This window comes from Streptomyces griseobrunneus (assembly GCF_046713465.1).
Lineage (GTDB): Bacteria > Actinomycetota > Actinomycetes > Streptomycetales > Streptomycetaceae > Streptomyces > Streptomyces microflavus.
Window position 1 is genome coordinate 4,322,504 of the sequence record NZ_CP177080.1, and the last position, 16,063, is coordinate 4,338,566.

The 16,063-nt window shown below is 72.4% G+C and carries 16 protein-coding genes; 9 read left to right on the plus strand and 7 right to left on the minus strand.

Annotated elements, in window-relative coordinates; genetic code table 11:
• The first annotated feature begins 5 nt into the window (after nt 1-5).
• The 8 genes from ACK8N7_RS19715 to ACK8N7_RS19750 all read left to right on the plus strand — a co-directional run bounded on the left by ACK8N7_RS19715 (nt 6) and on the right by ACK8N7_RS19750 (nt 8,156).
• Nucleotides 6-419 carry a DUF3151 domain-containing protein gene (locus tag ACK8N7_RS19715; protein WP_403214443.1) on the plus strand — a complete coding sequence of 138 codons (414 nt, stop codon included), beginning with the start codon at nt 6-8 and terminating at the stop codon, nt 417-419.
• Nucleotides 420-555: 136 nt separating this feature from the next.
• Nucleotides 556-1,404 (plus strand): tryptophan 2,3-dioxygenase family protein, encoded by an 849-nt coding sequence (locus tag ACK8N7_RS19720; RefSeq protein ID WP_403214445.1) that lies wholly within the window; start codon nt 556-558, stop codon nt 1,402-1,404.
• Nucleotides 1,397-2,635, plus strand: coding sequence for a kynureninase (gene kynU / locus ACK8N7_RS19725; RefSeq protein ID WP_403214447.1), 1,239 nt, complete (start codon nt 1,397-1,399; stop codon nt 2,633-2,635). Before ACK8N7_RS19720 ends, kynU begins: the two co-directional genes overlap by 8 nt.
• Before the next feature lie 123 nt (nt 2,636-2,758).
• Nucleotides 2,759-3,640, plus strand: coding sequence for an alpha/beta hydrolase family protein (locus tag ACK8N7_RS19730; RefSeq protein WP_403214449.1), 882 nt, complete (start codon nt 2,759-2,761; stop codon nt 3,638-3,640).
• A 121-nt stretch (nt 3,641-3,761) separates the two neighbouring features.
• A complete protein-coding gene (locus ACK8N7_RS19735) occupies nt 3,762-4,583 on the plus strand; it encodes an SDR family oxidoreductase (protein ID WP_500443468.1) in 822 nt (273 codons plus the stop codon).
• 196 nt (nt 4,584-4,779) lie between these two features.
• The gene (locus ACK8N7_RS19740; protein ID WP_500443470.1) at nt 4,780-6,168 is read left to right on the plus strand and encodes a sensor histidine kinase; all 1,389 of its coding nucleotides are present in this window, start codon (nt 4,780-4,782) and stop codon (nt 6,166-6,168) included.
• Complete coding sequence (locus ACK8N7_RS19745) at nt 6,165-6,827, plus strand: response regulator (RefSeq protein ID WP_403214454.1); 663 nt, start codon at nt 6,165-6,167, stop codon at nt 6,825-6,827. Before ACK8N7_RS19740 ends, ACK8N7_RS19745 begins: the two co-directional genes overlap by 4 nt.
• A gap of 123 nt (nt 6,828-6,950) precedes the next feature.
• Entirely contained in the window at nt 6,951-8,156 is a 1,206-nt protein-coding gene (locus ACK8N7_RS19750) for a cytochrome P450 (protein WP_500443472.1), read from the plus strand.
• Between the two features lie 15 nt (nt 8,157-8,171).
• Here the strand turns inward: ACK8N7_RS19750 and ACK8N7_RS19755 are convergent, their stop codons facing one another.
• The 3 genes from ACK8N7_RS19755 to ACK8N7_RS19765 form a co-directional block, all read right to left on the minus strand.
• A complete protein-coding gene (locus ACK8N7_RS19755) occupies nt 8,172-8,507 on the minus strand; it encodes a hypothetical protein (protein WP_500443474.1) in 336 nt (111 codons plus the stop codon).
• Between the two features lie 95 nt (nt 8,508-8,602).
• A complete protein-coding gene (locus ACK8N7_RS19760; protein WP_403214460.1) occupies nt 8,603-8,875 on the minus strand; it encodes a DUF1876 domain-containing protein in 273 nt (90 codons plus the stop codon).
• A gap of 86 nt (nt 8,876-8,961) precedes the next feature.
• On the minus strand, nt 8,962-9,813 hold the full coding sequence (locus tag ACK8N7_RS19765) for a diacylglycerol kinase family protein (protein ID WP_500443475.1): 852 nt from the start codon (nt 9,811-9,813) through the stop codon (nt 8,962-8,964).
• A gap of 186 nt (nt 9,814-9,999) precedes the next feature.
• On the opposite strand from ACK8N7_RS19765, the gene ACK8N7_RS19770 reads away from it, so the two are divergent.
• Complete coding sequence (locus tag ACK8N7_RS19770) at nt 10,000-11,283, plus strand: adenylosuccinate synthase (protein WP_381096569.1); 1,284 nt, start codon at nt 10,000-10,002, stop codon at nt 11,281-11,283.
• A 76-nt stretch (nt 11,284-11,359) separates the two neighbouring features.
• On the opposite strand, the gene ACK8N7_RS19775 is transcribed toward ACK8N7_RS19770, so the two are convergent.
• The 4 genes from ACK8N7_RS19775 to ACK8N7_RS19790 all read right to left on the minus strand — a co-directional run bounded on the left by ACK8N7_RS19775 (nt 11,360) and on the right by ACK8N7_RS19790 (nt 15,702).
• Complete coding sequence (locus ACK8N7_RS19775) at nt 11,360-12,889, minus strand: substrate-binding domain-containing protein (protein WP_500443477.1); 1,530 nt, start codon at nt 12,887-12,889, stop codon at nt 11,360-11,362.
• Between the two features lie 131 nt (nt 12,890-13,020).
• Nucleotides 13,021-14,256, minus strand: coding sequence for an oxygenase MpaB family protein (locus ACK8N7_RS19780; RefSeq protein ID WP_403214466.1), 1,236 nt, complete (start codon nt 14,254-14,256; stop codon nt 13,021-13,023).
• A gap of 62 nt (nt 14,257-14,318) precedes the next feature.
• A complete protein-coding gene (locus tag ACK8N7_RS19785; protein ID WP_403214859.1) occupies nt 14,319-15,374 on the minus strand; it encodes a polyprenyl synthetase family protein in 1,056 nt (351 codons plus the stop codon).
• Nucleotides 15,367-15,702, minus strand: coding sequence for a hypothetical protein (locus ACK8N7_RS19790; protein WP_403214468.1), 336 nt, complete (start codon nt 15,700-15,702; stop codon nt 15,367-15,369). The genes ACK8N7_RS19785 and ACK8N7_RS19790 overlap by 8 nt, the downstream gene beginning before the upstream one ends.
• Between the last annotated feature and the right edge of the window lie 361 nt (nt 15,703-16,063).

Sequence of the window (16,063 nt, forward strand, 5' to 3'; positions counted from 1 at the left end):
GATCCATGTCCATCCACGAGAACCTTCTCGGGGGCCCCGCCCCGACCCTCCTGCCCGACGACCCCGAGCCGCGAGAGCTGCTCGCCGCCGGTACCCCGCCCGCCGAGGTCGCCGCGAAGTACCCCACCTCCTCGCTCGCCTGGGCGCAGCTCGCCGACGAGGCGTACGAGGGCGGCCGGGTCATCGAGTCGTACGCGTACGCCCGTACCGGCTACCACCGCGGCCTCGACTCCCTGCGCCGGGCCGGCTGGAAGGGCCACGGCCCCGTACCGTTCGAGCACGAGCCGAACCGTGGCTTCCTGCGCGCCCTGCACGCCCTGGCTCGGGCCGCCGGATCGATCGGGGAGACCGAGGAGCACGAGCGCTGCTCGACATTCCTGCGCGACTCCTCGCCGACCGCCGCCGACATCCTGAGCTGAGCAGCCTCCCCTGAGCGGCTCCCCGCCCAAGCGCGACGGGCGGGGAGCCGCTTAGTATGCGAGCAGGGGACCGGAGCTCCATCACCTCACGGAAGGGGCGGACCGCTACCCGGAAGCTCGTGTCGAGGAGACAGCAATGTCGACGAATCACCCCGATTCCGAAGCCACCGGTGCGGACAACCCGCACCTCGACTTCGCGGGAACGACTCCGTACGAGGACTATGTCCAGGCGGATGTCCTGACCCACCTGCAGCACCTCCGCTCCGACGACCCCGGCGAGATGGTCTTCCTGGTCACCACCCAGGTCATGGAGCTGTGGTTCACGGTCATCGTCCATGAGTGGGAGACCGCCACCCGCGCCCTGCGCGAGGATCGCATACCGGTCGCGCGCGACGCCCTGAAGCGTTCGCTGCGCGAGCTGGAGGCGCTCAACGAGTCCTGGCGGCCGCTCGCCGGGCTCACCCCCGCCCAGTTCAACTCCTACCGGGGTTCGCTCGGCGAGGGCTCCGGGTTCCAGTCCGCGATGTACCGGCGGATGGAGTTCCTGCTCGGCGACAAGTCCGCCTCCATGCTGGTGCCGCACCGGGGCGCACCCCGCGTCCACGCCGAGCTGGAGAAGGCGCTCGGGGAGCCCAGCCTGTACGACGAGACCCTCGCCCTGCTGGCCCGCCGCGGGTACGCCATCCCCGAGGCGGTCACCGGCCGGGACCTGACCAAGCGGTACGAGCCGTCGCCCGAGGTCGAAGCCGTGTGGGCGGAGATCTACTCCGCCGCCGACCAGAACGACGAGCTGGTGCGCCTCGGCGAGCTGCTCACCGACGTCGGCGAGCTCGTCTGGCGATGGCGCAACGACCACCTCGTCGCCACCCGCCGCGCGATGGGCTCCAAGACCGGCACCGGCGGTTCCGCCGGGGTGGCCTGGCTGGAGAAGCGCGCCACGAAGAACGTGTTCCCGGAGCTGTGGACGGCGCGCAGCCATGTCTGAGACCACGGCCACGGCCAAGGCCGAGGACCTGCGTGCGCGGGCATCGAAGCTCGACGCCGCCGACCCGCTCGCCGCGCGGCGCGAGCTCTTCGCCCTCGACGACGGCGTCTACCTCGACGGCAACTCGCTCGGCGCGCTGCCCGTCCACGTCCCCGCCCGGGTGCAGGACGTCCTCACCCGCCAGTGGGGCGAGCTGCGCATCCGGTCCTGGGGCGAGAGCGGCTGGTGGACCGCGCCCGAGCGGATCGGCGACCGGATCGCCCCGCTCGTGGGGGCCGCCGCCGGACAGATCGTCGTCGGTGACTCGACCAGCGTGAACGTCTTCAAGGCGGTCGTCGCGGCCACCCGCCTCGCGGGCGAGGGACGCGACGAGATCCTGGTTGACGCCACGACGTTTCCCACGGACGGGTACATCGCCGCCTCCGCCGGCCGGCTCACCGGTCACCGGATCGTGCCGGTCGCACCCGACGGCGTACCGGCCGCGCTCGGCCCCCGTACGGCCGCCGTCCTCCTCAACCAGGTGGACTTCCGCACGGGCCGGCTGCACGACCTGCCCGGTCTGACCGCCGCCGTGCACGCGGCGGGCGCGATCGCCGTCTGGGACCTCTGCCACAGCGCGGGCGCCCTGCCGGTCGGGCTGGACGAGCACGGGGTGGACCTGGCGGTCGGCTGCACCTACAAGTACCTGAACGGCGGCCCCGGTTCGCCCGCGTACCTGTATGTCGCCGAACGCCACCAGGCCGCCTTCGACTCCCCGCTGCCGGGCTGGAACTCGCACGCCGACCCGTTCGGCATGACCCCCGACTACGCCCCGGCGGACGGTTCCGTACGGGGCCGGGTCGGCACGCCCGACATCGTCTCCATGCTGACGCTGGAAGCGGCGCTGGACGTGTGGGACGGGGTCTCCGTGGACGCCGTACGGGCCAAGTCGCTGGCCCTGACGGACTTCTTCCTGGAGTGCGTCGAGGCGTACGCACCGGCGGGCCGGGTCACCTCCGTCACCCCGGCCGCACACGCCGAACGCGGCAGCCAGGTCGCCCTGCGCTGCGACGACGCCGAGCCCGTGATGCGCCGCCTCATCGAGCGGGGCGTCGTGGGCGACCTGCGGCGGCCCGATGTGCTGCGGTTCGGCTTCACCCCGCTGTACGTGGGGTTCGCCGACGCGGAACGGGCGGCGCGGGTCCTGGCCGAGGTGCTCGACGAGGTGTCCGGGGGGCCCTCGACGGGCTGACCTGCCGTCAGGGAGCCCTGTGACCGGGCGGGGGCGGTGCCGAGGACTGGTACCGTCCCCGCAGGTCAACCCAGTTGGGCCAGGACCCAGGCACAGGACACAGGCATAGGACGGTTGAGCAGCATGTCGGATTCTGCCGCGCGTGATCGGGACGTCGCCGAGACCGAGTCGGCGCTCGCACATCCGGTGGTCGCCCCCGACCGGACCGCCGCCTACGGCGACCATCCCGACCAGGTCATCGACTTCTACGCCCCGCGCGACGGCCGCACCGGCGCCCCGCTCGTCGTCCTGCTGCACGGCGGCGCCTGGCGGGCCCCCTACGACCGGGCGCACGTCTCCCCGCTCGCGGACTTCCTGGCCCGGCGGGGATTCGCCGTGGCGAGCGTGGAGTACCGGCGCGGCGGCGCGGAGGGCCAGGGGCAGGAGCCCGGTGCGGACCCCGTGGCCGGGCGCTGGCCGGAGACCTTCGACGACGTGGCCGCCGCTCTCGACGCCGTACCGGCACTGGCCGCCCGGGAGCTGCCGGAGGCCGACGTACGACGGATCGTGGTCACCGGGCACTCGGCGGGCGGCCACCTCGCGCTCTGGGCGGCGGCACGCCACGTGCTGCCCGAGGGGTCGCCCTGGCACCTGCCCGCCCCGCCGCCGCTGCGCGGGGTCGTCGCACTGGCCCCGATCGCGGACTTCCGGGCGGCGGTGGAGCTGGGGGTGTGCGGCGGCGCGGTCAGCCAACTCATCGGCGAGGGAGCCGAGTTCGACGAGCGGGCGGCCCACGCCGACCCCGGGGCCCTGCTGCCCACCGGGATCGCCACCGCGATCGTCCACGGCGAGGAGGACATCGTCGTCCCGCTGGCCGTCTCGGAGGCGTACGTCGACGCGGCGGCGAAGTCCGGCGAGATGGTCGGGTTCACGCTGCTCGGCGATGTAGGGCACTTCCCGCTGATCGACCCCCTCGCCGACGCCTGCGCGATCGTGGCTGAGGAGATCACGCAGCTGGCCTGGTGAGGTCAAGAGCCCCGTCCGTTGCGACGGAAGTTGCGGACAGAAGCTGACCGCGAGGGTCCCTAAGTTGGTTGATGTCGAACCGAACGCTGGTTGATGTCGAACCGAACGAAGGAGACCCGCAATGACGATCCTGGTGACCGGAGCCACGGGAACGGTCGGCCGTCGAGTGGTCGAGCAGCTGCTGGAGCGCGGCGAGCACGTCCGGGCCCTGACCCGCGACCCGGCGCGCGCCGAGTTCCCCGCGGGCGTCGAGACCGTCCGCGGCGACCTCGCCGACCCGGCTTCGCTGGAGAGCGCCTTGGAGGGCGTGACCGGGCTGCACCTGATCACCTTCGACGGCGGTCTCTTCGCCCCGCTGGCCACCGGTGAGGAGATCCTGGAGCGGGCCCGCGCGGCGGGGGTGCGCAGGGTGACCGTGCTCAACGGCGGCGGGGACACTCCGATGGAGGCCGCGGTGCGGGCGAGCGGTCTCGCGTGGACCGTCGTCATGCCGGTCGAGTTCATGGCGAACGCCCTGGAGTGGGCGCCCGGCATCAAGGCCGAAGGCGTGGTCCGTGAGCCGTTCGTCGACCGGCTGAGCGCGATGGTCCACGAGTCCGACATCGGCGCGGTCGCGGCGACTGCGCTCACCGAGGACGGCCACGGCGGCCAGGTGTACCTGATCACCGGCCCGCAGGCGCTGACCGTCGGGGACAAGGTGGCGGCCGTCGCGGCGGCGCGGGGCCGGGCGGTCGAGCTGGTCGAGCTGAGCGAGGAGGAGGCACTCGCCGACTGGCGGGCCAAGGGGATGCCCGAGGACGTGATCGCGTTCCTGATCGAGGTCTACCGGGACACCCCGCCGGAGGGGAAGACCGTGATCGACACGGTGGAGAAGGTCACCGGGCGGCCGGCCCGGACGTTCGCGCAGTGGGCCGAGGAGAACGCGGAATTCTTCCGTCCGTGACCCTGGGAACGCCCCTGGGAACGCCCCTGGGAACGCCCCTCGGAACGCCCCTCGGAACACCCCCCGGATCGTTCCCCGGCGGCCTCCGGGGGCGCCGCCCCGGGGCGCGAGTAGGGCGCGTAGTCCTTGAGAGGGATGCCCCGGAATCAGCACCTGTAGGGACGACCCGCACTCCGCCGCCGCCTACCGTGGAAGCGTGACCGAGACCCAGACGAAGACCAGTAGCCCGGAGTTCCGGGCGGCCGCCGGCGCGATGGACGGCCTGCGGGAAGACCTCATCCGCCCCGTGTTCGCCTACCGCCCGCTGCCGCCCCTCTCGACCGAGGGGCGGTTCATACGCCGGCTGCCCGACGGGCTGAAGCGGGCCGTTGTCTGGACCCCGCACGCCTTGGTGCTGTTCGCCGCCTTCATCGTGATGATGGCCGGGTTCGCCAACTGGAACTTCGGCCTCCTCATGGGGCTGGTGCCCGCGATCGCCGTCGCGATGACCCTGGTCAGGCCGGTCGCCGCGTTCTGGGCCTCCTGGTTCGCGACGCTCTTCTGCGCGCTCCTGGGAAGCGACGGGCTGTGGGGGCCCAGCGCCTTCATGGCCCAGGCGGTGGTCATGGTGGTCGTGGCGGCCCGGACCCGGCCCCGTACGGCGCTCTGGATGTGGTTGCTGACCCTGCTGTTCGGGGTGGTGCTGGAAGGCGGGGACCCGTCCACCACCGCGCCCATGGCCGTCCTGACCGCCTTCGCGCTGCTCTTCGTCTCCCTGCTCCAGGTCCGGCGCGACGCCGCACGGGAGGTCCGCGACGCCGAGCGCGAAGTCACCGTCCAGCGCACCGTCACCGCCGTCGAGCGCGACCGGCGCACGCTGCTGGAGGAGCGCACCACCATCGCCCGGGAGCTGCACGACGTGGTCGCCCACCACATGTCGGTCGTCGCGATCCAGGCGGAGGCCGCCCCCTACCGGGTGGAGAACCCGCCGCCCGAGCTGGAGCAGGCCTTCGTCACCATCCGGGAGAACGCGGTGGCCGCCCTCACCGAGCTGCGCCGGGTCCTCGGGGTCGTACGGGCGGAGGACTACGAGGCCCCGGACGCCCCGCAGCCCACGCTCGCCGTGCTCGACGGGCTCCTGGACAACGTCCGCGGGACGGGCCTGGAGACGGAGAAGGTGATCACCGGGGCCGTCCGTGAGCTGCCCCAGGGCGTCGAGCTGTCGGCGTACCGGATCATCCAGGAGGCCCTCAGCAACACCCTCCGGCACGCGCCGGGCGCCACCGCCAGGGTCGAGATCGCCTATGTGCTCGGCGGGATCGGGCTGCGTATCGTCAACGGGCCGCCGAAGGGCCTGGTCAAGCCGTCGCCGGGGGCCGGGCACGGGATCACCGGGATGCGGGAGCGGGTGGCGATGCTGAACGGCGTGATGACGGCCGTGGCGACGGAGGACGGCGGGTACGAGGTCGCGGTCTTCCTGCCCGTACCGGTGGCGGACGAGCCGGCGGAGCCGGTGGAGCCGACCGCCCCGGCCTCCCCGGCCTCCCCGGCCGATGGGGCCACCGTCCCCCAGATCGTCCTGCACAAGAAGGCGGACCGGACATGAGCGACATCCGTGTCCTGATCGTGGACGACCAGATGATGGTCCGCGAGGGCTTCTCGGTGCTGCTCAACGCCATGCCGGGGATCACCGTCGTGGGCGAGGCGGTGGACGGCCGGGACGCCATCGACAAGGTCGCCGCCCTGTTCCCGGACGTCGTCCTGATGGACATCCGGATGCCGGGGATGAACGGCATCGACGCGACCCGCGAGATCGTCGCGCAGGTCGTGGACGCCAAGGTGCTGGTGCTGACGACGTTCGACCTGGACGAGTACGTCTACCAGGCGCTGCGGGCCGGCGCCTCGGGCTTCCTCCTCAAGGACGCCTCGGCCCGGCAGCTCGCCGACGGTGTACGGGTGGTGGCCTCGGGCGAGGCGCTGCTCGCGCCGTCCGTGACCCGGCGGCTGATCACCGAGTTCTCCAAGCTGGCGGAGGCCCCGCGGCCGCCTGCCCTGGCCCGGATCGGGGACCTCACCGAGCGTGAGACGGAGGTGCTCGTCCTGATCGCGCGGGGGCTGTCGAACGCGGAGATCGCCTCCCACCTGATCGTCGCCGAGTCCACGATCAAGACGCACGTCAGCCGCATCCTGGTGAAGCTCGGGCTGCGCGACCGGACGCAGGCGGCGGTGTTCGCGTACGAGGCGCGGCTGGTCACGCCGGGGTAGGGACCGGGGCCCCGTGCGCGGGCCGGTCGCGGGGCCGCGCGGTGGCCGGGCTTCCGGACCCCGTGCGGTGGCCGGGGCTTCCGGACCCCTTGCGGTGGTGGTGGACGCGGGTAGCGTCGGGTCATGCACGTGTCCTTCGACCCCTGGTCGCCCGCGTTCGTCGCCGATCCCTACCCCGCCTACGCCGCCCTGCGCGCCGCCGGCCGGGCGCACCGGTTCGAGCCGACCGGGCAGTGGCTGATCCCGCACCACTCCGACGTATCGGCCCTGCTGCGCGACCGGCGCCTGGGCCGTACGTATCTGCACCGCTTCACCCACGAGGAGTTCGGCCGCACCCCGCCGCCCGCCGGGCACGAGCCGTTCACCACGCTCAACGGGCAGGGGCTGCTCGACCTGGAGGCCCCCGACCACCCCCGCATCCGGCGGCTCGTCTCCAGGGCGTTCACCCCGCGTACGGTCGAGAACCTCGCCCCGACCGTACGGCGGCTGGCGGCCGAGCTGGTCGACGCGTTCGTGGCCAAGGGCGGCGGGGACCTGCTGGCGGAGGTCGCGGAGCCCCTGCCGGTCGCCGTGATCGCGGAGATGCTGGGCGTGCCGGAGGAGGACCGGGGGCCGCTGCGGCCCTGGTCGGCGGCGATCTGCGGGATGTTCGAGCTGAACCCCTCCCAGGAGACGGCCGCGGCCGCCGTCCGGGCGTCGGAGGAGTTCTCCGCGTATCTGCGCGGGCTCATCGCCGAGCGGCGCAAGGCACCCGGCGACGACCTGATCTCGGCGCTCATCGCCGCCCACGACGAGGGGGAGAGGCTGACCGAGCAGGAGATGGTCTCCACGTGTGTGCTGCTGCTCAACGCGGGCCACGAGGCGACGGTGAACACCACGGTCAACGGGTGGCGCACCCTGTTCCACCACCCCGAGCAGCTCGCCGCCCTCCGGGCCGCGCCCGCTTCGCTGCCGGCGGCCGTGGAAGAACTCCTGCGCTACGACACCCCGTTGCAGATGTTCGAGCGGTGGGTGCTGGACGACATCGAGATCGACGGCCAGGTGATCGGGCGCGGGGCGGAGGTGGCGCTGCTGTTCGGCTCGGCCAACCGGGACCCGGAGCGGTTCGCGCACCCGGACACGCTGGACCTGACCCGGCCGGACAACCCCCACGTCACGTTCGGCGCGGGCATCCACTACTGCCTGGGCGCTCCGCTCGCGCGGCTCGAACTCACGGCGTCCTTCGGTGAGTTGCTGCGGAAGGCGCCCGAGATGCGGATGGTGGCGGAGCCGGAGTGGCACCCGGGGTATGTGATCCGGGGGCTGAAGGAGCTGGTGGTGGAGGTGTAGGGGGCGCCTGCTCGGTCAGCAGGGCGTGCCGCAGTCCTGAGCCGCCTGGGGGCCGGCCAGGACGTCGAAGCCGTACCCGAGGGCGGCGAGCCCCGCGACGGCCGCCGCCAGGCCGAGCGCGCCGAGCCACCGGCCCCGGACGACGGCGAAGACGGCCAGGGCGGTGGCGACCCCGCCGAGGGCCATGACGGGCAGGCCCAGCCAGAGGACGGCCGGGTTGGTCTCGCCCTCGAAGCCGCCGAAGAGGCCGTTCCTGCCGTACGGGAGCCAGGCTGCGATGCCCGCGAGGGAGCCGAGCACGGTGGTGAGGCAGCCGACGGTGCCGGTGACTGTTTCTCGGCGGGTCTCCATGTGGCGTGGGACGCGGCGGGGTGCGGGCGCGGTTCCGTCCTCCCAAGCCCCTCCGGCGATTGAGGAGCAGGGGTCCGGGGGCGGAGCCCCCCGAACTACGTCAGTGGGTACGACGTCCTGCCCGAGGCCTCGTCGATCTCCTCGTGGGCCTTGGTCAGCAGCTTCATCGCCAGTTCGTTGAGCGCCCTGGCCCCCGCGATCTCCTCGCCGACCCGCTGCTGGTCCTCGTCCGAGGGGTGGCGGCTGGCGTAGCCGTGGGCGCGTACCTCGGTTCCGTCGGAGAGGCGGACGAGGGCCGCCGCACGGGTGCGGTGCGCGTCCTCCTCGAATTCGAGCTCGATGTGCCATCCGACAGCGATCCTGGTCATGACGGGTCACCTCCGCGGCCGATTCCCGTACGTACCCCTTCAGCGTCCCCCCGCAGCCCCGTCCGCGCTCGCCGGGACCGGCTCGATCAGCTCGCGGGCACCGGCAGCATCAGCCCCCAGGCGCCCGCCCGCACGGTCCAGGTCCGGGTCCGGACCGGGCCGCCGGTCTGTATGTCGGCCCGGTAGCGGAAGTCCGCGCCGGAGACGGTGACGGCCTTGGCCTCCGCCGTGACCTCCTCGCCGTCCGAGGTGCGGACGACCACGTCGGCGAGGCCCCCGTCGCCCTGGGAGTGCACCGAGACCCCCCGCACCGGCGCGTCCAGGTCGCTCAGCAGCACCCCGTCCGCCTCGACCCGCAGCCGGTACGTCCCCTGGGGCCCGCCGGAGGCCCCCGGGGCCGCCGGGCGGACCAGGGACGTCATCAGGGAGCGGCAGGTGTCCCAGACGGCCGTGACGCCCGTGTGCGGGGCATCGGCGAGCAGGGTGGGGGCGGGGATGCACAGCCGGCCGAGCACCACGCCGTCGCTGTCGTCGACCAGCAGGTCCAGGCGGCGCACCGCCCCGTCGAGCGCGGTCCGCGCGGCCGCCACCGCGCCATGGGGCACGCCGAGGGCGTGGGCCACCTCCAGGGCGTGCGCGGCGCCGACGGGGATCAGGGAGAGGACGCCTCCGGCGAGCTCCCGTTCCCGGTGGAGCTGGGCCACGGCACGCAGCAGTGCGTGATCGTCGCCGACCACCACCGGGCGGCGAGAACCCCGCCGGGACAGGGCCCGGGCGAACTCCTCCGGGGTGTCCGGAAGGCAGATCTTGGCGTGCGAGCCAGCGCTCAGCACGTCCTTCGCGATACGGACGGACTCGCCGTCGGTCCGGCGGGCGACCGGGTCGATGACCACCAGGAGCTGGTCGTCGCCGTCGCCGGGGGGCTCTGCAGCCGACACCTCGGTCCTTCCTCGGGTAGCATCTTGGTGCAAGAGCCCCTTGCGCTATTGCGCCAGGGGCTTCGTCTATTCCGGGGCACCCGGTTCGACGGCTCAGGCTTTGCCGTACATCGTCGTGCGGCAGGTACGACCTTTACGTACGCCCCCTGGCCTTGGACATGCCCCGCCCGGAAGGGGTGTACGCCTGTGCCCGCACTTGTGCTGCTCGGTGCTCAGTGGGGTGACGAGGGCAAGGGGAAGGCCACCGATCTCCTCGGTGGATCCGTGGACTATGTCGTGCGTTACCAAGGCGGAAACAACGCCGGTCACACGGTCGTCGTGGGCGACCAGAAGTACGCACTGCATCTCCTCCCCTCCGGAATCCTGTCGCCGGGCTGTACCCCGGTCATCGGGAACGGTGTCGTGGTCGACCCGGCGGTCCTGCTCTCCGAGCTGAGCGGTCTGAACGAGCGAGGCGTCGACACGTCCAAGCTTCTGATCAGCGGCAACGCTCATTTGATCACTCCGTACAACGTCACGCTCGACAAGGTGACCGAGCGCTTCCTGGGGAAGCGCAAGATCGGCACGACGGGCCGGGGCATCGGTCCGACGTACGCCGACAAGATCAACCGGGTGGGGATCCGCGTCCAGGACCTCTACGACGAGTCGATCCTGGTGCAGAAGGTGGAGGCGGCGCTGGAGCAGAAGAACCAGCTCCTGGCCAAGGTCTTCAACCGCCGGGCCATCGAGGCCGGCAAGGTCGTCGAGGACATGCTCCAGTACGCGGAGCAGATCAAGCCGTTCGTCGCCGACACGACCCTGATCCTGAACGATGCCATCGACGAGGGCAAGGTCGTGCTCTTCGAGGGCGGCCAGGGCACGCTGCTCGACGTCGACCACGGCACGTATCCCTTCGTCACCTCGTCGAACCCGACGGCGGGCGGTGCCTGCACCGGTGCCGGTGTCGGCCCGACGAAGATCAGCCGCGTCATCGGCATCCTCAAGGCCTATACGACGCGTGTCGGCGCCGGTCCGTTCCCGACGGAGCTGCACGACGCGGACGGCGAGGCGCTGCGGCGCATCGGCGGCGAGCGCGGTGTCACCACCGGCCGTGACCGTCGCTGCGGCTGGTTCGACGCCCCGATCGCGCGATACGCGACCCGGGTCAACGGCCTGACCGACTTCTTCCTCACCAAGCTGGACGTGCTCACCGGCTGGGAGCAGATCCCGGTCTGCGTGGCGTACGAGATCGACGGCAAGCGCGTCGAGGAACTCCCTTACAACCAGACCGACTTCCACCACGCGAAGCCGATCTACGAGAACCTGCCGGGCTGGTCCGAGGACATCACCAAGGCCCAGACCTTCGACGACCTGCCGAAGAACGCGAAGGCGTACGTGAAGGCGCTGGAGGAGATGTCGGGCGCCCCGATCTCCGCCATCGGCGTCGGCCCGGGCCGGACCGAGACGATCCAGATCAACTCGTTCCTGTAGGCAGCACCTGCCTGAGCGGCCGCGAGGGCCCCGGATCCTCACCGATCCGGGGCCCTCGGCGCATGCGGCCGGCCGGTCAGTCCTCGCCGCAGACCCGCAGCCCCTTCGGCGTCGCGCACGGCAGGTGGCCGTGGATGCGGACGACGTCCTGGCCGCGCCCCCGGCTCAGATAGCCGAGGAAGCTGGAGGCCAGGGAGTCGGCGGGCGGGCGGCCGTAGGTGTAGGCGTACTCGATCTCCCGGTACGGGTAGGGGCTGGTGCCGATCGTGTCGACGGACGGGTGGGCGCCGTCGATCGCGATCCGGTGCAGGCCGCGCGGCTCGCTGCCGGAGCGCAGTTCGCTGTAGCCGAGGGCGCCGTCCAGCCGGGCGACGGTGGCCAGCACCTGGTCGGTGCCGTCGAGTTCGCAGCGGATGACCGGGGCCCGCGGGTCGTCCTTGGTGGCGCAGTCGCGGGAGGACTGGGCGGGTTCGTTGCGGTCCAGCACCCGGCGCTGGAACACCTCCCGGGTCCCGGAGTTGGCGTCCCGGCTGACGAGCAGGATCTCCAGGTCCGGGCCGCCGAGCTCCTGCCAGTTGCGGATCTCGCCCGCGTAGACGCGGCGGATGTCGGCCAGGGAGAGGTCGCGTACCGGCACCCGGTCGTTCACGACCAGGGAGAACAGCGACACGGCGACGCGGGTCTCGCGCAGCTCCGGGTGACCCGGCGGTTTCGGGCCGTCCGAGAGGGCCACCAATGCCGGAGAACCGCCCTTCGAGGACCGTGCGCCCTCGTCCGAGAGCTCGCGGATGCCGGAGTTGCTGCCGCGGGGGTCCACCTCGATCCGGGAGCCCTCGCACTCCTTCATGTACGTCGCGGCCAGCTCCCGTACGACGGGGGCGAAGGCGGTCGATCCCGTCACCCGGAGTTCGCCCCGCGCGCAGTCGAGTGGTGGCGGGGTGTCGTCCCGGACCAGGATGATCGCGGCGAGGGCCACGACGCAGACGGTCAGCGTCACGGTGATGAGCCGGGCGGCGCGGCCGAACAGCGGCGGTTTGTCGTCGGGGCGGGCGGCGCGGTTGACCGTCACCTCACCGTCCCGGATGCCGCCGGTGATCCGGATCGGGCTGCCGACGTCCGCGCCGGTCAGCAGCACCAGCAGCTTGAAGTGCTCGCCCCGGTTCAGCGGGACGCGGGGCAGCCGGATCAGCGATCCGCTGTGCCGCATCCCGGCGGCCGGGGTGAAGTGCTCCATCAGGTGTGCGGCGCCGGGGGGCTGGGTGACCGCTATGCCGCGTACCGTGCGTCCGGTGAACTCGGCTGTCAGACCGTGCAGTTCGCGCCCGGTGTAGTCGCTGTCGACGATGGACTGCGAGCCGTCGTTCTCGATGCGCAGCAGGACGAGTGTGGCGTCCGACATGTCGGGGGTCTCGCTGAAGAGCCCGAGGCGTACGTTGGCCCGGCCCTGGCTCACGTCGCTGCCGATGGGCGTGTCCATCTGGACGCGGTAGCCGATGCGTTTGCGGCGGGGCACCCGGCGCTCGTACCAGAGCACGCCGATCGAGGCGAGGACGCCCAGTACGGCGGTGAGGACCGCCACGACGTTCTCGGCGCTGAACCACTCCACGGCTGCCCCCCGGTCCCCCGTGCTCGCGCGTCCGGCCCCCGTGCCCGCGCGTCGGTGCGAGTCACCGTAGGCGGGCCGGGGGAGGAGCGGGAGGGGTGGGAGGAGAGCGACGGCCGTTGTTCTCCCGTTGTTCAGAAAGCAGTTGGGCGGGTCCTGGCCCCTGCGGCAGCCCCCCTTGCCGAGCTCTGCCGAGGCTCCGGCACAGTGGCCGCCGGAGGGCTCCAGCGGCCGTTGCGGGCGGGGCCGGAGGGGACGCCGTACTCCTTCTTGAGGTGTTCGGGGATGGCGTAGTGCATCACCCGGCCCCGGGTCAGGGAGGAGAGCTCCAGCACGCTGGTGAGGTGGCCGATCCGGTCCAGGGCCCAGGCGCCGAGCGGGGAGCGGTCCTCGATGGTCTCCAGGACGCCGAGGAGGTGCGGGACGGCCCTGGCGACGGTGTCCCACGGCGTACGGGGCACCTCCAGCCAGTCCGCGCAGGTGTCGCCGACGAGGTGGCGGATGAGGGCGGAGACGATCGGGTCGAAGAGGGTGCCGGGGACGATCTCCTCGTAGAGGTCGATGAGCTGCCGGGTCAGCAGCGCGCCCTGCGGGGACGGGCCCATGTGCCGGATCATGTAGAGGTCGAGGAATTCGCGGGCCTCGGCCAGGGTCTTGGGTACGGCGTCCTGGTCGACGCCGAGCATCGCGCCGACCACCCGCCAGGCGTAGTAGTAGGCGTCCGCCCCCTCCTCGGACATGTGGATGCCGAGCCGGTGGAGGCTGTCCAGGACCAGCATGGAGAAGAACATCTGCCCGCCGATCATGTCCTCCTGGCAGATCGGCACCCCCGCGCTCGCCACGTCCCAGACGCCCTCGCGCCGCAGGTGGTGGCGGATGGAGGCGTGCAGGAGGCGGACCTTCTGCGCCGCCGGGATGAAGCGGCTGCCGGCTTCGAAGGCGTCGGGCTGCATCAGGTACACCGTGAACTGGCCGGTCTCCGCCATCCGCTTGGACGGGTAGCTCAGCCCGTGCGTCGCCGACAGCAGCTTCGCCACGTGCGGGACGACGTAACAGGCGGGCATGGAGGCGAAGGAGAGGGCGGTGGAGATGTGCACGTTGTTGTCGATGAAGAACAGCCGGGCCTTCTCCATCTCGCCCCAGTCCACCCAGGACGGCGGGGCGGCGGTGGCGTTCAGGTACTCCCGGGCCACGTCGGGCAGCCCGTCGGGGAGCGGGGCTCCGGCGGTGGAGACGTACCGCATCAGGGTGTTGAACGTGCCGACCTCCCCGCGTTCGAAGAGAGTGGCGACCGTGGCGTCGGCGAGTTCGTCGCCGCCCTGCCGCAGCGCGTCCAGCGATGCCCGGGTGTAGGTCGGGGCGGAGGTCATGGCGGGGCCTTGCCTTTCTGGTGGGTTCGCGTCGGGGAAGGCCTCAGGAGTCGGGGAAGGCCTCAGGAACGGCGTACGGCCGCCGAGTGCGCCAGGCCGGTGAGCGCGGTGGCGGCGGGGCCGGGCAGCTCCAGCTCGTCGAGCGCGCGCAGCGCCTCCTCGACCCGGGCGGTGATCATGTCCTCGATGCGGTCGGGGGCCTTCAGACGGCGCATCACTTCGCGTACGGCCTCGGCGGAGTCGGTCTCGGCGGTGCCGGGTGTGAGCAGGGTGTGGAGGCGGGTCCGGTCCTCCTCCCCGGCCAGCCGCCAGGTCTCCGCGAGCAGGGCGGTCGGCCGGTGGCCGCGTACGTCGTCGGAGCCGTCCTTGCCGGTGAGCTCCGGGTCCCCGAACAGGCCGAGCAGGTCGTCCCGCAGCTGAAACGCCTCGCCCAGCGGCAGCCCGTACGCGGAGCAGCCCCCGCGCAGCCGCTCACCGGCCCCGCCCAGGAGCGCGCCGATCAACAGAGGCTGCTCGACGGTGTACTTGGCGGTCTTGTAGCGGACGACCTTGAGCGAGGTCGCCGTATCGGGGGCGGCGGATCCGGTGTGCAGGATCTCCAGGCACTCGCCCGCGACCAGCTCCCTGGCCAGTGCGGCCCAGAGCGGGCGGGCCCGGGAGAGGTAGGCGGCGGGCAGGCCGCTGGTGACGAAGAGCTGCCCGGCCATCGACATCAGCAGGTCCCCGGCCAGCATGGCCAGCGACCGGGCGGCCAGGGCGGGTTCGGGATGGTCCCGCACCGCGTCCAGCAGGGCCAGGTGGGCGGTGGGCCGCCCGTGTCGCAGCGGGCTCTCGTCGATCAGGTCGTCGTGGACGACGGCCGCCGCGTGCACCAGCTCCATCGAGGCCGCCGCCCGCACCAGGGCGTCGCTGTCGGGCTGTCCGGCCGCACGCCAGCCCCAGTAGCAGAACGCCGCCCGCAGCCTTTTGCCGTCCGCCACCGCCGTCTCCACGACGTCGGCCACCGGGCCCAGGGAGCCGTCGATCGCGGTGAGCTGATCGGCCTCCCCGGCGGCGAAGCGGTGCAGCACCTGGTCCACCCGGGCCTTGAACGCGCCGGGCTCCCACCGCTCAGACACCGTCACCGTCGCGCGCCCCGGCCCCGGCACCCATGCCCACACCGGCACTCCCGGCGTCTCCGGCCCGCTGGGCGATCACATGGCGGGCGAGCACCTCCAGGTGGGCCGGGGGCGCGTTGGTGTACCGGTCGAGTGCGAGGCGGCCGCGCGCGATCAGGTCCTGTTCGGCCTCCGCCGCCAGCTCGGCCGTGTCGGACCGCCGGAGCAGCCCTCGTACGGAGGTGAAGGCGGCGCCCACCGTGGTCACCGCCAGGTCCGCGATCCCGGCCGCCAGCAGCACCGCCTGCTCGTCCAGTCCGCCCCTGCGTGTGTCCGTCCGTCGTTCCACGCCATCCCCCAGCCGCAGTGTGTCCCAAGCCGCGGTGCGGCCGGGCGGCGCCGCGTTCGCTCGTGCCGCGCTGCCGAGTCTTGCCGGGGGCGTGTGCCGGGGCCGGGGAAACTCACCAACGAGTGATCGGCTCGCCCAGACGTACGGCTCGCCGGGCGGTCGATGCCGTCCCGCATGGTGGACACGCCCGAAGCTTTACCTTCGGTCCCCTGTCCGCTCACGGCGTGATCCGGACGGACTTCTTCCGGAATCACGGCAGTTGAGAGGCCTGTTGGCATCGTTGTCACGGGTGGCGGCGGGCCGGTGTGGAGGGTTTGGCATATTCACCAAGGTTGGTCTAGACCTTGACAGGTCCAGACCA

Excerpts from the sequence above, each read along its gene's own strand:
- ACK8N7_RS19715 (WP_403214443.1), top strand. The coding sequence starts at position 6 with ATGTCCATCCACGAGAACCTTCTCGGGGGCCCCGCCCCGACCCTCCTG.
- ACK8N7_RS19720 (WP_403214445.1), top strand. The coding sequence starts at position 556 with ATGTCGACGAATCACCCCGATTCCGAAGCCACCGGTGCGGACAACCCG.
- kynU (WP_403214447.1), top strand. The coding sequence starts at position 1,397 with ATGTCTGAGACCACGGCCACGGCCAAGGCCGAGGACCTGCGTGCGCGG.
- ACK8N7_RS19730 (WP_403214449.1), top strand. The coding sequence starts at position 2,759 with ATGTCGGATTCTGCCGCGCGTGATCGGGACGTCGCCGAGACCGAGTCG.
- ACK8N7_RS19735 (WP_500443468.1), top strand. The coding sequence starts at position 3,762 with ATGACGATCCTGGTGACCGGAGCCACGGGAACGGTCGGCCGTCGAGTG.
- ACK8N7_RS19745 (WP_403214454.1), top strand. The coding sequence starts at position 6,165 with ATGAGCGACATCCGTGTCCTGATCGTGGACGACCAGATGATGGTCCGC.
- ACK8N7_RS19750 (WP_500443472.1), top strand. The coding sequence starts at position 6,951 with ATGCACGTGTCCTTCGACCCCTGGTCGCCCGCGTTCGTCGCCGATCCC.
- ACK8N7_RS19755 (WP_500443474.1), bottom strand. The coding sequence starts at position 8,507 with ATGGAGACCCGCCGAGAAACAGTCACCGGCACCGTCGGCTGCCTCACC.
- ACK8N7_RS19760 (WP_403214460.1), bottom strand. The coding sequence starts at position 8,875 with ATGACCAGGATCGCTGTCGGATGGCACATCGAGCTCGAATTCGAGGAG.
- ACK8N7_RS19780 (WP_403214466.1), bottom strand. The coding sequence starts at position 14,256 with ATGACCTCCGCCCCGACCTACACCCGGGCATCGCTGGACGCGCTGCGG.